15 protein-coding genes are annotated in these 14,270 nt (G+C 68.8%); 5 read left to right on the top strand and 10 right to left on the bottom strand.

Annotated features, from left to right (window positions below; translation table 11 throughout):
- Positions 1-85 precede the first annotated feature (85 nt).
- Positions 86-1,114 (top strand): ChaN family lipoprotein, encoded by a 1,029-nt coding sequence (locus tag FHS28_RS12560; protein WP_184294717.1) that lies wholly within the window; start codon positions 86-88, stop codon positions 1,112-1,114.
- Positions 1,115-1,306: 192 nt separating this feature from the next.
- On the opposite strand, the gene FHS28_RS12555 is transcribed toward FHS28_RS12560, so the two are convergent.
- The 4 genes from FHS28_RS12555 to FHS28_RS12540 all read right to left on the bottom strand — a co-directional run bounded on the left by FHS28_RS12555 (position 1,307) and on the right by FHS28_RS12540 (position 5,697).
- Entirely contained in the window at positions 1,307-2,119 is an 813-nt protein-coding gene (locus FHS28_RS12555) for a CsgG/HfaB family protein (RefSeq protein WP_184294846.1), read from the bottom strand.
- Between the two features lie 481 nt (positions 2,120-2,600).
- A complete protein-coding gene (locus tag FHS28_RS12550) occupies positions 2,601-4,796 on the bottom strand; it encodes a hybrid sensor histidine kinase/response regulator (protein ID WP_088450928.1) in 2,196 nt (731 codons plus the stop codon).
- 174 nt (positions 4,797-4,970) lie between these two features.
- Positions 4,971-5,291, bottom strand: coding sequence for a helix-turn-helix domain-containing protein (locus tag FHS28_RS12545; RefSeq protein WP_088450926.1), 321 nt, complete (start codon positions 5,289-5,291; stop codon positions 4,971-4,973).
- Positions 5,292-5,319: 28 nt separating this feature from the next.
- Positions 5,320-5,697 carry a VOC family protein gene (locus FHS28_RS12540; protein ID WP_088450924.1) on the bottom strand — a complete coding sequence of 126 codons (378 nt, stop codon included), beginning with the start codon at positions 5,695-5,697 and terminating at the stop codon, positions 5,320-5,322.
- A 246-nt stretch (positions 5,698-5,943) separates the two neighbouring features.
- Between FHS28_RS12540 and FHS28_RS12535 the strand changes: the two genes are divergently transcribed.
- The 3 genes from FHS28_RS12535 (at position 5,944) to FHS28_RS12525 (ending at position 7,979) form a co-directional block, all read left to right on the top strand.
- The gene (locus tag FHS28_RS12535) at positions 5,944-6,987 is read left to right on the top strand and encodes a YihY/virulence factor BrkB family protein (protein WP_088450922.1); all 1,044 of its coding nucleotides are present in this window, start codon (positions 5,944-5,946) and stop codon (positions 6,985-6,987) included.
- An 87-nt stretch (positions 6,988-7,074) separates the two neighbouring features.
- Positions 7,075-7,494: an ester cyclase gene (locus FHS28_RS12530; RefSeq protein ID WP_088450920.1), complete on the top strand. Its 420-nt coding sequence runs from the start codon at positions 7,075-7,077 to the stop codon at positions 7,492-7,494.
- 71 nt (positions 7,495-7,565) lie between these two features.
- Entirely contained in the window at positions 7,566-7,979 is a 414-nt protein-coding gene (locus FHS28_RS12525; RefSeq protein WP_246410020.1) for a MarR family winged helix-turn-helix transcriptional regulator, read from the top strand.
- A gap of 31 nt (positions 7,980-8,010) precedes the next feature.
- Here FHS28_RS12525 and FHS28_RS12520 read toward each other — a convergent pair whose 3' ends face one another.
- Both FHS28_RS12520 and FHS28_RS24615 read right to left on the bottom strand, forming a co-directional pair.
- Positions 8,011-9,375 (bottom strand): DUF2325 domain-containing protein, encoded by a 1,365-nt coding sequence (locus FHS28_RS12520; protein ID WP_088450915.1) that lies wholly within the window; start codon positions 9,373-9,375, stop codon positions 8,011-8,013.
- Between the two features lie 21 nt (positions 9,376-9,396).
- A complete protein-coding gene (locus FHS28_RS24615) occupies positions 9,397-9,819 on the bottom strand; it encodes an energy transducer TonB (RefSeq protein WP_184294715.1) in 423 nt (140 codons plus the stop codon).
- A 229-nt stretch (positions 9,820-10,048) separates the two neighbouring features.
- Between FHS28_RS24615 and FHS28_RS23875 the strand changes: the two genes are divergently transcribed.
- Positions 10,049-10,348: a hypothetical protein gene (locus tag FHS28_RS23875; protein ID WP_221193944.1), complete on the top strand. Its 300-nt coding sequence runs from the start codon at positions 10,049-10,051 to the stop codon at positions 10,346-10,348.
- 4 nt (positions 10,349-10,352) lie between these two features.
- Here the strand turns inward: FHS28_RS23875 and FHS28_RS12510 are convergent, their stop codons facing one another.
- From FHS28_RS12510 to FHS28_RS12495, 4 genes are read right to left on the bottom strand one after another with little or no spacing between them, the layout of a single operon-like run.
- Positions 10,353-11,243, bottom strand: a complete 891-nt coding sequence (locus tag FHS28_RS12510; RefSeq protein WP_246410019.1) for an ATP-binding cassette domain-containing protein — start codon at positions 11,241-11,243, stop codon at positions 10,353-10,355.
- On the bottom strand, positions 11,192-12,271 hold the full coding sequence (locus FHS28_RS12505; RefSeq protein ID WP_088450910.1) for a FecCD family ABC transporter permease: 1,080 nt from the start codon (positions 12,269-12,271) through the stop codon (positions 11,192-11,194). Before FHS28_RS12505 ends, FHS28_RS12510 begins: the two co-directional genes overlap by 52 nt.
- 9 nt (positions 12,272-12,280) lie before the next feature.
- On the bottom strand, positions 12,281-13,168 hold the full coding sequence (locus FHS28_RS12500) for a heme/hemin ABC transporter substrate-binding protein (protein ID WP_088450908.1): 888 nt from the start codon (positions 13,166-13,168) through the stop codon (positions 12,281-12,283).
- A complete protein-coding gene (locus tag FHS28_RS12495) occupies positions 13,162-14,259 on the bottom strand; it encodes a hemin-degrading factor (protein ID WP_088450906.1) in 1,098 nt (365 codons plus the stop codon). The genes FHS28_RS12500 and FHS28_RS12495 overlap by 7 nt, the downstream gene beginning before the upstream one ends.
- Positions 14,260-14,270 lie beyond the last annotated feature (11 nt).

The raw sequence follows: 14,270 nt of genomic DNA, 5'->3' as shown, positions 1-14,270 counted from the left end.
TCCCCAGCAGTCAGAGCCGCTAGCGGCTCGTCGCCAGGCTTGTTCCCGATCTCTTTCCATTTGCATCAGGCAAGGAATGTCGAACATGAACACGGTCTTGGGTGGGCTGCTCCCCACCTCCCCCTTCCCAGGGCTCGCGATGAGCCTGTGCCTGGCACTGTCCGCCTGCGCGGCCCACGATCCGGCGCCCAACCGGTCCGAGCAAAACGGGCCCGCGCAAAACGGGCCCGCGCAAAACGGGCCTACGCAAAGCCTGCCGGCGCAGAGCGTGCTGGCGCAGAACCTGGCGGCCGTGAACGGACCGCCGCGGAACGGGCCGGCGGTGAACGGCCCCGCCTCGACGGCGCCGGCCGCCCCGGTGATCCGCCCGGACGTCCACTTCGTCCTGCTCGGCGAAATCCATGACAACCCCGCGCACCATCAGGCGCGCGCGGCCTTGCTCCAGCGCCTGCTCAGCGAGCAGCCCAAGACGGTGGTGGTGATGGAGCAGATGGCCCGCGACCGTGACGCCGCACTGGCGCAGTCCCTGGCCCAGCATCCTGGGGATGTCGACCAGGTGCTACAGGCCGGCCAGTTCGACCGCAAGGCCTGGGCATGGCCGCTGCATCAGCCGGTGCTGGCCGTGGCGGTGCAGCGCGGCGCTGGAGTGCGGGGCGGCAATCTGGAACGGGACCAGGTACGCCGCATCGTGCGCGAAGGGGATGCCGCCTGGCCGGCCGATCTGCTGGCGCTGAGGAACCGCACGCCATGGGGCGACGCCCAGCAGCAGACCTTGGCGCAAGACATCCAGGACGGCCACTGCGGGGCGATGCCAGCCTCGATGCTGCCGGGCATGGTCAACGCGCAGCGCGCCCGGGACGCCGCCATGGCGCAGGCGCTGCTTCAGGCCCGGCGCGAGGGCGCGGAGCGGGTGCTGCTGATCGCTGGCAATGGGCATGTCCGCCGGGATGTGGCGGTGCCGGTGTATCTGCAGGCGGCCGGAGTGGCGGCGTCGGACATTCAGTCGGTGGCCTACCTGGAGCCTGGCAGTGACGCGACGCCCGCACAGTACGACCAGAGCGCCCGCGCGCCTGCTCCCGATCGGGCGGATCCCTGCGCGGCCTTCAAGCGCTGACGGTCAGACCAAGCCAAGCCGCGGCCGATGAGCCCACGGCCCTGCCGCAGGCCGCGGCCTGTCAGCCGGCAGCCCGCAGTCCGCAGCCCACAGTCCGCAGTCCGCAGTCCGCGGCGGGCGGGGATGTGACGCAGCGCCGCGCGAAGCCGCGGGCGGAGCCAGGCGCCTCAAGCCTTGGCGCCTGGACCCGGCTCAAGACGCCATGTTCTTGCCGCCCGCTTCATGGGTTTTGACTTTCCGGGTGGGCACCGGCTCCGGCAGGTCCTTCGCGGCCAGCGCCCGGGCCTGCACCACCAATTGGTTGTGCGCGTCCAGGAACGCGGCGGCGATGACCTTGGCCTCATTACTGTTGGCCCAGCCTGCGCCCGCAGCGCCGCCAAGTTTGCCCAGCACCAGCCCGCCCATGCCCAGGTCGGTCACGCGGACCGAGCCCGTCGCGGCAGCCACCTGTTCGGTGGTCTCGTTGTCGGTCAGCAGCAGCGCCACCTGCGCTTCTTTCAGCTTCACATGCTCTGCGGCGCCGACAAAACGGGCCAGTCCCGGGATCATCGCCAGCAGGCCCCCGACCTGACGGCCAGCGTCCTGTTCGCTGAAGGTCAGGCTGGGCGTCAGGGTGTACTGCGCTTCATAGCCCTTGCCCTTGGACACGGTGCTGCCTTCCTTGCGAAGAATGCCGGCGTCCTTGAGTTCCTGCTCCTTGATGGTGGCGCGCAGGCCCGCCGCACGGTCCACCACCCGGAAGCAGCCGCTTTGCTGCGCCAGCAGGCGCACCAGCGGCAGTGGGGTCGAGGGCAGGTTGTTCGCGCCTGTGGTGACGTAGCCGTTGGGGTTCTCCACCAGCGCAAGCGTGGCGACCGGGGCGTCGCACTTCATCAGTTCACGATTGGCCTTGTTGGCACCGGCGGGACCCGCCGAGCCGCTGATTTCCGATCCGCCTTCGCCCAGCGTCGCGCCCTGTTTGCCACAGGCGCCGAGCAGCCCGGCGAGGGCGAGCGTCACGGCCATCGTGACGGCTCTGGCGGCCACACGGGAAGGGGCGGAGAGGACTGCGCCGGGGCGCAGGGACAGGCCGGGGGACGACGGCGACAACAGGTGGGTCATGGAGCGACTCCAGGGGGAAGGAGAGAAAGCCTCCGGCCGCGCCGGACGCGACGCGCACCTTATCGCAAGGACGGGCGTCCCCCACTCCCACTGATGGGTGGCCGTCGCTGTACGCCTGCAGTGCGTCCTTGAGCTAGGCGCTCTGCCGCATCGCTGATCCAGGGGACAAGCGAGACGGCGCACCGAGGGGCGGGCGCGTGATGGGACCGCATCGGCCATGCAGGCCTTTGACAGGGGGCGGCGCCCCAGGCGTCACCTTCTGTTTCCATTTTTGGCGGCTCGCCATGGGCGATCGCGGCATTCGCGCCACACCCGGCCATGGCGACGCCGGCCCCCGTCAAACGCCGCTGCGGCGTCAGCGGCGATGTCACTGCCTGTGAACGCCTCAGGCCGGCGCGGCGTCCAGCAGACGGGCGAGCGTCTGTTCCAGCTCTGCAAACTCGATCGGCTTGACCAGATGCGCATCGAACCCGGCCTGGGCCGTCGCCTGACGGTCGGCATGCTGTCCCCAACCGGTGATGGCGATCAAGGTCAGTGGGGCGTCCCCGTTCTGCGCGCGCAGCCGTCGCGCCACTTCCAGGCCCGAAAGCCCGGGCAACCCGATGTCCAGCAGCACGGCGCGGGGCCGCAGCTGCTCGAAACGGGCGAGCGCCTCTTCACCGCTGTAAGCCACCACCGTCTCGTAACCCGCACCGCGAAGCACCTCGGACAAGGTGTCCGCCGCATCGGTGTTGTCGTCCACCACCAGCACCCGGCGGTCGGAGGAAGATGCCTGCGCCACGGCGGGCGGGCTCCGCTCCTCCGCCGTCTGCACCGGCGCCTCCACCTGCGGCAGACACACCACAAAGCGGCTGCCACGGCCTGCGCCTTCGCTCTCCACATGGATGCTGCCGCCATGCAGCAGCACCAGCTGGCGCGACACCGCCAGGCCTATGCCCAGGCCCGACGGGCCGGCCCCCTTGTCCTCCAGGCGTGTGAACAGCTCGAAGACCTGCGGCTGTTTGTCGGGGGAGATGCCGATGCCGGTGTCGGTGACGGTGACCTTCGCATGGCGGTGATCAACCGCCACTTCCACCCGCACCTCGCCGGGGATCGGAGAATACTTGGCGGCGTTGTCCAGCAGGTTGGACAGCACCTGCTGCAGCCGGGTGGGATCGCCATCGACCAGCACCGGCGTGGCCGGCAGGGAGAGCGAGACCTGGTGCTTCATCTGGCTGTACAGAGGCTCCACCGCCTCCAGCGCCTGGCGCACCACCGCGCGCAGGTCGATCACCTGCCGCTTGAGCTCGATCACGTTGCGGGTGATGCGGCTCATGTCCAGCAGATCGTCCAGCAGCCGCGCCATGTGCGCCGATTGGCGGGCAATGATGTCGACCGCGCGCTGCCGCAGGTCATCGCTCTGAGCCTGGCGCAGCATGGTCACCGCATACCGGATGGGCGCCATGGGGTTGCGAAGCTCATGCGCCAGCGTGGCCAGGAAGGCGTCCTTGCGCTGGTTTTCATGACGCAACTGTTCCTGCGCCGCGGTGAGCTCGGTGACGTCCACCGTCGCGCCCAGCACCCGCCGCACCCGACCGTCCGCATCCTTCACCGGTTTGAGCGAGGTGAGCAGGTGGAAGGTGCCGCCGGCATGGGTGGCATGTTGGGCGACATTGACCGTGTCCCCGGACACCGCCGCGTCGCGGATGATCTGTGCATATTCCGGCTGGCCGACCAGGCTGCCGACCTCCGCGCCGATCAGGCTTTCCCGGGTCAGGCCCATCGGCACGTTGTAGGCCCAGGTGTAGCGTCCCTGCGGATCACATTCCCAGGCCATCACCTTGCCGCTTTCGAGCGCCAGATGGAAACGCTCCTCGGCGGCCTGGCTGGCGCGCAGCGCTTGCTGCTGCGCCGTGACGTCCACCGTCACGCCGTAGGCATGGGCAGCGCGGCCCTTGGCGTCCAGGGTGACGTAGCCGTCCATCTGGGTCCACACCACGTCGCCGTTGTCCGGTCGTGTCATCGGCGCGGAGACGCTGAAACGTCCGCCGGCATTCACCGCATATTGATAACGCTCGCGGAATCGATGGGCGTCCTCGGCCGGCAGGTTGGCCAGCATGTCGTCCATCGTTTTCCAGCGGGTGCCGAAGAGCTCATGCACGCCGCCCGCCGTGGTGGCAAAGCCGGTGGCGACATCCCAGTCCCAGGTCACCATGCGGCCGGCCGCGAGCGCGAGATTGAGTCGGCGGCGGATCAGGCGTTCTTTCTCCATGAGACGCCCCGCCCAGGCCGAGACGATGGAGACCAGCAGCCCGGCGCAGATGAACAGCACCAGCAGCAGGGCATCCGCCAGCGATTCGACCGGCCAGATCACACCAAGAGGTTTGATCCACCAATACATCACGCAGAGGCAGGCGCCGAGCAGCAGCATCAGCGCTGAGCTCAGCCCGCAGGTCAGACCGACGATCACCAGCGCCGGGAAATAAGGCAGCAAGGGCGCGCGGCCATCCAGCGACGGCTGCAGCAGCATGTTGAGCCAGGTGGCGGCACCCAGGACGCCCGCAGCCACCAGCCAGCGAAGCCAGAGCCTTTCGATGACCATGAATCAACCTCATTGGGGACTTCGGTCCCCTTGCTGGCGTGAGCGTACCTGACGCACGGGCGATATGTCCGTGCGGAAACAGGCGTTGCAGATTTTGAAGGCGCCGGTCCGCCCTCATTGGCGGATGGCGAGCCGGTGGAGACGGGCGCGGGTGGAAGCCGGCGCGGGCGCCCCTCAGGTGACCCGACTGGCGGGTGGGAGCGCCCCGGTCACTGGCAGGGCGGTGGTCCCCGTGGCGGAAGCTCCAGTCATCGGCGAAGCGGAGGGCAACACGCCGTAGAGCGCGAGCAGTCCGAACACATGGCCAATGGCGACGCCGGCCTCGCCCGCTTCAATGCGGCCGATCGTCTGTACATGTACGCCGAGCCGGGTGGCCGCCGTGCCCTGGCTGTCGCCCGCCGCCACGCGAGCCGACTTCGCCTGTACACCCAGATCGCGAATGGCAGTCAGAGCGCCTTCATTGATGTCGACAGAGATCCGTTTACCTTGGGCCATGTCTTTCGCACTGCGGAGTCATTGAGCGTCAGCCCGACGTCCTGGAGCGGTCATGAAACACCGCTTCGATGTTGTGGCCGTCGGGGTCGAGGATGAACGCCGCATAGTAACCGGCGTGGTACCGCGGGCGGTAACCCGGCGCGCCATGGTCGGTGCCCCCTGCTTCCAGCGCGGCGCGATGGAAGGCGTCCACCATCTCCCGGCTGTCGGCAATGAAAGCGATATGCAGTGGCAGCGGTGTGCCGGTGGTGGGCTCCAGGCAGAGCGATGAGTCGCCGCGTCCGACGATCTCGATACCGCCTCCGGCCTCGTGGCTCCCGGTGATGCCGAGCGGCGCCAGGGCCTTTAGATAAAACGCCTTGCTGACGGCGTAGTCACGCACTCCGAATTTGACGTGGTCGAACATGGGGGCTCCATAGAAGGGACACAGGGCTGAACGCCGGGGCGCGGCCAGGGAACTGGCCGCTTCGCCTGAAACCGGGTAGATGCTGGCAAGTCACTGCCGCCGGTGTGGGGCGGCCGGGCTGTCACGGCCGACATCAAGGTCTGGCCGACTGTGCGTCAAACAGGGGTCGTTTGTCGAGTCGCCAGACAGTCGCTGAGTGGGAGCGCCGGTTGCCGACCAGCGGGACGCTGCCAACCCTTGTGCGCCATGTCCGTCATTCACTCCAATGCCTCGCCTGCGGCCCCCGATGGCCGACCGTCCAAGTCTGAACTTGCGGCCGACGCCGGAGCTGGCACAGCCGCACCCGCATCAGCGGTCCGGTGGTCGCGCCGCTCGCCGCGCACCTGGTGGGCATTGGTCAAGGATGCCTTGTCCGCCTGGATCGACGACTACGCGCCCAGCATGGGTGCGGCGCTGTCTTACTACTCGGTGTTTTCGCTGGGGCCGCTGCTGGTCATCGTGATCTCGCTCGCGGGTCTGGTCTTCGGCGAGGATGCGGTGCGCGGCGAGCTGTTCGGGCAGATCGACGGGCTGATGGGGACGCAGGCAGCGGAGGGCATCCAGGAGATGCTGGCCCATGTGAGCAAACCCAGCACTGGCATTCTGGGCACGGTCATTGGGGTGGTGATTCTTCTGATCGGCGCAACGACTGTGTTCGCTGAGTTGCAGGATGCACTCGATCGCATCTGGCGCGCGCCGGCACGGGCGCGCACGAGCGGCATCTGGAATCTGCTGCGGGCGCGGCTGCTGAGCTTCGGCATGATCGTCGGCGTGGCCTTCCTGCTGCTGGTGTCGCTGGTGACCGGGGCCGTGGTGTCGGCGCTGGGCAAGTGGTGGGGCGGCTGGTTCGGGGGCTGGGAATGGCTGCTGCAGGTGATCAATGCCGGCGTGGGGTTTGCGATGACCACGGCGGTCTTTGCGCTGATCTATCAGGTGATGCCGCGGGTGAAGGTGGCATGGTCGGACGTCTGGGTGGGGGCGGCGGTGACGGCGCTGCTGTTCACCATTGGGCGGGTGCTGATCGGGCTCTACATCGGCAAGACCGGGGTCGCCAGCGGATTCGGCGCGGCGGGCTCGGTGGCGGTGATTTTTGTGTGGGTCTATTACTCGGCGCAGGTCTTTCTGGTGGGCGCTGAGTTCACCTGGCTGTATGCGGAGCGTCTGGGTTCCCGGCGGCATCTGGCCGCGCAGGGACGCAATGGGCCGACGCGGTCGGAGCCGGTGCCCCAGCCGGGGGCGGCGAAGGTTTGACCCTGACGAGCGACCGCTTGAATATATACAACTAGGCTGTATAAAATCGGCGTCAACCCGTTCAATGTCGAACGGCAAGGAGCTGTCATGTCGCCGTTGAACCCGAAGCAGGTCGTCCAGCGTTTCAATCAGGAAGTCATTCAGGAGGGACGCCGGGCCGCCTTTGATGAGCTGGTCGCCCCCCAATTCGTGAACCGGTCTGCGCCGGCGGGCGCGCCAGATGGGCCCGAAGGCCTGTGGAATACCTTTGATCAGGTGCTGCGCCCGGCGCTGAGCGATCTGCGCGTGACGATCCACGATCAGGTCTGTGAAGGCGACAAGGTGACCACACGGAAGACGGTCAGCGGCCGGCATACCGCAACGCTGATGGGGGTACCGCCCACCGGCCGCGAGCTCGCCATTGAAGTGATCGACATTGTTCGAGTGCAGGGGGGCCAATATGTGGAGCACTGGGGAATCAACACCCTGCCGAGCGTTCTGGCGCGTCTTCAAGCGGCACGAGCATGAGCAATCGTCCGGATTCAGAGCCGTCGTCGCGTGGAGCGGTTGCGTCCGCGACTGAAGACGATGTGGCGCAGTTGGCCGAATCTTTGCGAGACGTGGTGGGTCGCCTGGTGCGGGCGGTCCGGCAGGCCTCCGGCACCCAGTCGTCGGCGCAAGGCGATGCCCTGGCGCAGCTGGATCGAAACGGGCCTGTCAGCGTGGCCGCGCTGGCGGACAGCCGGGGGGTGTCCCATCAATCCATGCGGCTCGTCGTGGGGCGGATGGAAGCGCTGGGTCAGGTCGAGCGACGTCCGGATCCTGCGGACGGGCGAGGCTTTCTGGTGGAGCTCACACCCGCCGGGCAAGCCGAGGCGGCTGCAGGCCGACGGCGCCGGACGCAATGGCTGGCCCAGGCGATCACCGCGCAGTTCACGCAGCAGGAGCAGGACACGCTTCGCGCGGCGGTGGTCCTGCTGGATCGGCTGGTGGAGGCCGGCCCGGCGGAATGACCTTGGCGGCGCGGATCAGGGGCTGCTCGGGTCACTTGCTGCTGATGGCGTGCGGCGGCGCCTCGGGGGGCTCGGGTACGGCGCTCTCTTCCTTGAGGGTGCACAGGGCTCGCCGCAGGCCACTGGCGCTGGGTTTATCCACAAACACGCATTGCTTGCCATGCCGCTTGCAATGGTCCTTCACCCGCCAATACGCATCGTGACTGATGCAGCCGGTCTGGCAGATCACCAGATCCGCGGCAGCGAGGCTGGCGTCGAGCTTGGTCACCGCATCTTCTTCGCCGCCATCGTGATGCAGGAAGCGGCCGCCGGTGCGTTCAATCAGTTGCCGGTAGATCGGCACCACCGCCGGGCGGCCCCCCACACAGAGTACGGCGCGCTCGTCCAGCGACGGGAGTGACGGTTCTGACACGGTCATCTCCTCCAGCGGTTGATGCGCGCGGGCTTCCATCGCCTCCAGCTGCCGCTGTAGTTCGAGCGAGCGGCGCTGCTCCCGCTCGGCCGTCTGCTGCGCCGTCAGCAGGGCGCGCTCCAGCTGGTGGATGCGGTCCTGCTGATGCTGCAGTTGCCGGGCCTGCTCATGGCGGTGGCGAAGACCCGGGACGCTGTCTTCCAGCTGCTGCAGCTCGTCGCGAAGTCCGGCCATCATCATGTCCCGCGCCATCAGCTCTCCGCGCAGGCGCAGGCACTCGGCCTGACTCGCCTCCAGCTGCTGGGCCCGCTCGGCCAGCAAACGGGTGCTGCGGGACTGGGCCAGTGCGAGCTCACGGCCCAGCACGGCGTTCTCATCTTCCAGGGCATCCATGCGCTGCAGGTCGGCACGGTTGGCGGCGCCCACCTGATGCTGCAGCATGTGGATGTCTCGCAGCACCTGCTCCTGCAAGGCGGCATCGCAACGGGCATGGGTCAGGGTGGACCACAGGGCGCCGGCCACATCGTTGCCGTTCTGGGCGGCGGTCCAGAACCGACCCAGGGCCTCCGGTGTCTTGTGCTGGGACGACTGCTTCAGGGCGATGGCATAACGCTGATCCAGCTCCTTCTGCAGTGCTTCGGCGACGGGTCCTCGATGGCCGCATTCATTGATGGCGCCGCAATGCAGTTCATAGTCGTTGGCCTGGGCCTGACCACCCAGCAGCTTGCCCAGCCGGCGGCGCAGCAGCTGCATCGGCAGGCAGACGCCGATGACCGGGCAGAGCGACTGGGTGGGGAGCTCCCATAGTCGACGGCGACGGGAACCGCGGGCTGTGGGCAGCTCGATGGGCGGCGCGTCGGCGGGGCTGGAGGCGGGGGGGGTGGGCAGGCCGGCGATGGCGCGGGCAGAGACTTCGAGTCCCGACCTGGCGGGCAGAGGCTCGGCCAGGGGCAGGCGGCTGAACAGGGTGGGCTTGTCACACATGGTGGACTCCTTCTGACATCGCTAAAGCGCCGATGAGGGCGGCGAAAGGGCGAACCGGACTGCGTATTCGATCCAGCTCGACACCCGCTGACCCCCTTCACGCGCGGGTACGTACGGGCAGGACTCCGCCACCCGGCGTGCGGCTTCGTCCAGCAGGCGGAAGCCGCTCCCGTCGGCAATCAGCACCTCGGCAGCGCGGCCGTTGTCATCCACCTTCACCCGGAGGCGGACGAGACCCTGCACGCCGCGGTCACGCAGCAGGGCGGGGTAGAAGCGGGCGGTTTGGGTGTCCTGGCATTGCTGGTGGTTGGCAGGGAAGGACGCAGGCTGCGGCGATGTGTCGGGAAGGGCCGAGCGGGCGGCAGAAGGCGCTGCGGTCGCTGCGATGGTCTTCGAGACATCGGGGTGGAACGCAGCCGTCTCAGCGGCCTCCGCCGTATCCACCGTCTCTGCTGCCTGCGGTGGCCACCGCCGCGATGAAGCTTGCAATTCCGATCGCGGAGGCGACGATCCTGCACCGGCCGGGTAGCCCGGCAGATCGCTGATCGCGAGTGGTGGAATCGGGAGCACCGGCGATGCCGGCCACGCGACCTTGGGCGCGGGAGGACGTGGAAGTTCTTGTGCGCGCCGGGTGGGGGCAGGGAGGGAGAGCGGCCGCACCGCGACCCATTGCATGGAGGTAGGCCGTGCTGCCGGTGTCGGCGCCGTCGTCTTGTGCGGCCAGGTCACGCTCATTGCCGCCAGCACCATGCCGTGCACCACCAGGGTCGCTGCCGCCCAGGGCCAGGAGGCTGCCCGCGGCATTGCAGTAGCGAGGACGGTTTCTGTTGGCGGGCGCGGGATGCTGCGCGGTGCGATGGGCGCGTTGCCGGGGCGTGCGGGCGCTGTCTCCAGCGTCACTGTTTTCCCGGCGCTCGGGCGCTCGACGCTGCGTCTTTCGGCGTTGAACGAGCGCGGCCACGGTAATCCCTGAACGCTCATCGCCGTGCCTCCATGGCATGCAACGTCTGCTGCAGCGGCTCCTGCGCCTGTGCGTGAGTACCTGTCAACGGCACCTCCCGCCCCATCACCGGTAACACCGCCATGCCATGCTGGTCCTGCAGCAGACGCAGCCGGGTCCCGTAGAGCTGCTCCAGCAGCGGCACCGTGGCCGGCACCGCATCGCAGTCCGCGATCAACTGCCCGTCCTTGACCATCCACAGACGGTCAAAGTGATTCATCGCCAGATTGAGATCGTGCAGTACCGCCACCAGCGCATGTCCGCGCGCCGCCGCGAAGCGTCGCATCGACTGCATCAGGGAAAGGGTCAAGCCCGGATCCATCGCCGCGAGCGGCTCGTCCACCAGCAGCAGGCCGTCCCGCTCGTCCCAAACCTGCGCCAGCACACGCGCCAGTTGCACCCGCGCCTGCTCGCCGCCGGAGAGGGTGTCAAAGCGCCGCCCCTGCAGGTGCTCTGCCTGGGCCTGGGCCAGCGCCTCCTGAACGATGCAATCCTGCCTGCCATCGCTCTGCCTCGCCACACGGCCCAGAGCCACCACCAGTTCCACTGGCAGGCCGAACGCGACGCCATGCTGCTGCGGCAGCACTGCCCGACGGCGGGCCAGATCGCTGGCGGACCAATGCGCCAGGGGTCGGCGATCCAGCAGCACCTCCCCGCGCGACGGCCGCAGCTCGCGTGCCATCAGGCGCAGCAGCGTGGACTTGCCGGCGCCGCTCGGGCCGAGGATGGCCACGCGCTCCCCGGCCGCCAGGCGCAGGTGGATCGGCCCCAGGCGCAGACGGCCCATGTCCACGCAGACGTCGTGCATCACCAGCATCAGGCGCTCCCCATGCGTCGCACCGTCGTGCGCAGCAGCAGCAGGAACCATGGGGCGCCGATCAAGGCGCTGAACACGCCCACCGGAATCTCCGCAGGCACGGCCAGCGTGCGGGCCAGGGTGTCGGCCATCAGCAGCAGGAGTGCGCCCGTCATCATGGCCGTCGGCCAGAGTCGTCGCAGGTCGGCGCCCACGATCTGGCGTGCCAGGTGAGGCGCCATCAGTCCGATGAAACCGATGCTGCCGCACCACGCCACCGCCAGGGCCGCCAGCAACGCCACGATGGTGATGGTGCGGCGGCGCAGGCGGTCCACGTCGATGCCGACATGCGCCGCGGCCGCTTCGCCCAGCGCCAGCGCATTGAGCTGCGGTGCCAGCGCGCGCGCCCCACTGCCCAGCAGCAGCACGGCCGTCGCCATGACCGCAGCCATGGTCCAGGTGGCGCCGGCCAGCGAGCCGAGCGTCCAGAAATTGATGGCTCGCAATTGGTCGTCATTGGCGAGGAAGCTGCACAGGCCGACCCATGCGAAGGTCATCGCCTGCAGCGCCAGGCCGCACAACAGCAAGGCGGCGATGGAGCCGGGCGCCAGCCAGCGGGACAGCCGTTGCAGCGCCATGCACACCGCCAGCGCGCCAATGAAGCCGACGGCGGGCGTGACCCACAGGCGGGCCTGGGCGGGCAGCGCCATATGCAGGCCGGCAAACAGGGTCAGGGTCAATGCCACGGCCGCCGCCGCCCCACTGGTGACCCCCAGCAGGCCCGGCTCCGCCATCGGATTGCGAAACAGTGCCTGACACAATGTGCCGGCAAGGCCCAATGCCGCACCCACGGACAGCGTCAGCACCACACGCGGCAGGCGCAACTGCCACAGCACGTGGGCACTCGCCGTGGCGGTGTCCCGCTGCCAGGGGCCGGCGAGCCAGTCGGACGGCGAGATCGACACCGCGCCCAGATGCAGGGCCATCAGCGAAGCCAGCACCAGCGCCGCCAGCAGGGCACCCATCGTCGCGGCATGGCGAGGCCACGGGCGCCGCACGGTCGCCAGGCGGTTGGAGAGGGCAGGGCCGAGCGCGCTCATGGCGTGGCCTCAGGCGGAAGCGCCCGCATGCAGCGCCGTGGCCAACTGGGCCAGCGCCTGCGGCAGACGCGGGCCGAAGCCCAGCATTTCCATCGTCTCCAGGCTGACGACCCGGCGGCGCCGGGCGGCCGGCGTCTGGGCCAGCCCTGGCAGACGCAGCAGCCCGTCGATGCCGCCGACGGCATCCATGCCTTGAGATGTGGCCAGGATGACGTCCGGTGCCGCCGCGATGGCCGCTTCGGGCGACAAGGTTTGGTAACCCTGCACCGTGCCCAACGCATTGAGGGCGCCTGCGTATCGGATCATCGCGTCCGCCGCCGTGCCGCTGCCGGAGATGCGCGCCTGATGGCCGGCATTGGACAGCACGAACAGCACACGCGGTGCGGGATGACCGGCGCTGACGCGGGCGACCGTCGTCTGTGTCTGCGCCCACGACTGCTGCAGACCGTCGATCAGCGTGCGGGCCTGGACCGGCCTCGCGAGCAGGTCGCCCAGCTTGCGGGTCCGCTCGACCACCCCTTCGAAGCGGTGGTCGGCGCGCAGCACATGCAGCGGCACCCGTGCCGATTGCAGTTGATTCAGCACGGCGGGCGGCCCGGCTTCCTCGGTCGCCACGATCATCGTGGGGGCGAGCGACAGCAGGCCTTCCGCGGCCAGCGTGCGCGCATAGCCCACATTGGGAAGCCGGGTGGCATCGGCGGGATAGAGCGAGGTGCTGTCCACGCCCACCAGGTCACCTTGGGCCCCCATGGCGTAGATGATCTCGGTGAGCGCGCCGCCCACACTCACCACCCGCTGCGGCGCGGCCCGGGCGCTGCGGGGCAGCATCAGCCCCGGCAGGGCCGCCAGGGTGACCAGGGCGGGGGTCGAGGCCAGCCAGTGACGGCGGGTCAGCATGGCACCGTCTCCGTTGGTCCTTCCACCAGGCTCTCCAACAGCTGGCGCCAGTCGCAACGTTCCGCCTGACCCGGCTTGCGTTCACCGAAGAGCATCGCGATGGTGCGGCCTTGACGGTCAAACAGCTCCATCGAACAGACCAGCCCGTCGGTGGTGGGCTTGCGCACCAGCCAGGCCGCGGCGATATGGTCCTCGCGCAGGTGCAGGTTGAAGCCTGGATCCAGCACGTTGATCCACGAGCCCATCATGGCCACCTTCTGGATCGGCCCGCTGTGGATCTGGATGATGCCGGGATTGCCCACGAACACCATGATCGACACGCCTTGCTGGGCGGCGCGGCTCAGGAGGTCCTGGGCCGCGGACAGCGGCAACGGTTGCACGAATCGTGGTTCGGCCAGTCGCAGGGCCTGCACGCGGCTCAGTCCGTGGCGCTTGAGCAGGCCGAAGAAATCATGGGTGTCGCGCAGGTCGGCCCATTCGGCCTGGAAGGCGGCGATGTCGATGGCGTTGTCGGGGCGCTCCGCAGGCTCCTGCCAGGCCTCGCCCAGGCTCAGGCCGGGCGCTTGATCGTCGGACTCGAACTGCGCCACCAGCGCCTCGTAGGCGGCCCGGTCGCTCTCGGGCTTGAGGAAGATCTTGTGGATGGCGACGCCCGCAGCGTCGAAGAACTGCAGGCTGCGTTGCAAGGCGCCATCGGCCAGCCGCTCGGTGACGGCAAAGCCGTGCTGCCACTGGCCGAAGAAGAGGCGCAGGTCAATGTCGCCGCCCAGCACCAGACCGGTCTGGCGCTGCGGGCCGAAGGCGCTCACCTGGCGGTACACGCCCACCTTCTCATGCACGCAGGCGTCGTTGCGCGTCAGCGCCATGACGGTGCCCAGCGGCTCCAGTGCGCCGATCAGCGACTGCCAGTCCGCGCGCAGGCGACGCGCCTTGAGCGGGGATTCCGCATCGGTGAAGGCGCCCAGATGGGCGGCCAGCAGTTCGCCTTCGGAGATCTTCAGCGCGTCGGCAATGTCACGGTGGCGTGCGCGGCGTTCCTGGCGCGCCGTCGCGAAGGCCTGGCGCAGGGCGGTGTAGCGGGCTTCATGCATGGGGAGCTCCT

This window comes from Roseateles terrae, from assembly GCF_014192155.1.
Classification (GTDB): domain Bacteria; phylum Pseudomonadota; class Gammaproteobacteria; order Burkholderiales; family Burkholderiaceae_C; genus Roseateles; species Roseateles terrae.
Note: the sequence above shows the minus strand (reverse complement) of the source record. Positions and strands in the feature narration are given on the sequence as shown.

Coding starts and splice junctions, on each gene's coding strand:
- FHS28_RS12560 (WP_184294717.1), top strand. CDS start 86: ATGAACACGGTCTTGGGTGGGCTGCTCCCCACCTCCCCCTTCCCAGGG.
- FHS28_RS12555 (WP_184294846.1), bottom strand. CDS start 2,119: ATGGCCGTGACGCTCGCCCTCGCCGGGCTGCTCGGCGCCTGTGGCAAA.
- FHS28_RS12550 (WP_088450928.1), bottom strand. CDS start 4,796: ATGGTCATCGAAAGGCTCTGGCTTCGCTGGCTGGTGGCTGCGGGCGTC.
- FHS28_RS12545 (WP_088450926.1), bottom strand. CDS start 5,291: ATGGCCCAAGGTAAACGGATCTCTGTCGACATCAATGAAGGCGCTCTG.
- FHS28_RS12540 (WP_088450924.1), bottom strand. CDS start 5,697: ATGTTCGACCACGTCAAATTCGGAGTGCGTGACTACGCCGTCAGCAAG.
- FHS28_RS12535 (WP_088450922.1), top strand. CDS start 5,944: ATGTCCGTCATTCACTCCAATGCCTCGCCTGCGGCCCCCGATGGCCGA.
- FHS28_RS12530 (WP_088450920.1), top strand. CDS start 7,075: ATGTCGCCGTTGAACCCGAAGCAGGTCGTCCAGCGTTTCAATCAGGAA.
- FHS28_RS12520 (WP_088450915.1), bottom strand. CDS start 9,375: ATGTGTGACAAGCCCACCCTGTTCAGCCGCCTGCCCCTGGCCGAGCCT.
- FHS28_RS23875 (WP_221193944.1), top strand. CDS start 10,049: ATGGAGGTAGGCCGTGCTGCCGGTGTCGGCGCCGTCGTCTTGTGCGGC.
- FHS28_RS12510 (WP_246410019.1), bottom strand. CDS start 11,243: ATGGTTCCTGCTGCTGCTGCGCACGACGGTGCGACGCATGGGGAGCGC.
- FHS28_RS12505 (WP_088450910.1), bottom strand. CDS start 12,271: ATGAGCGCGCTCGGCCCTGCCCTCTCCAACCGCCTGGCGACCGTGCGG.
- FHS28_RS12500 (WP_088450908.1), bottom strand. CDS start 13,168: ATGCTGACCCGCCGTCACTGGCTGGCCTCGACCCCCGCCCTGGTCACC.
- FHS28_RS12495 (WP_088450906.1), bottom strand. CDS start 14,259: ATGCATGAAGCCCGCTACACCGCCCTGCGCCAGGCCTTCGCGACGGCG.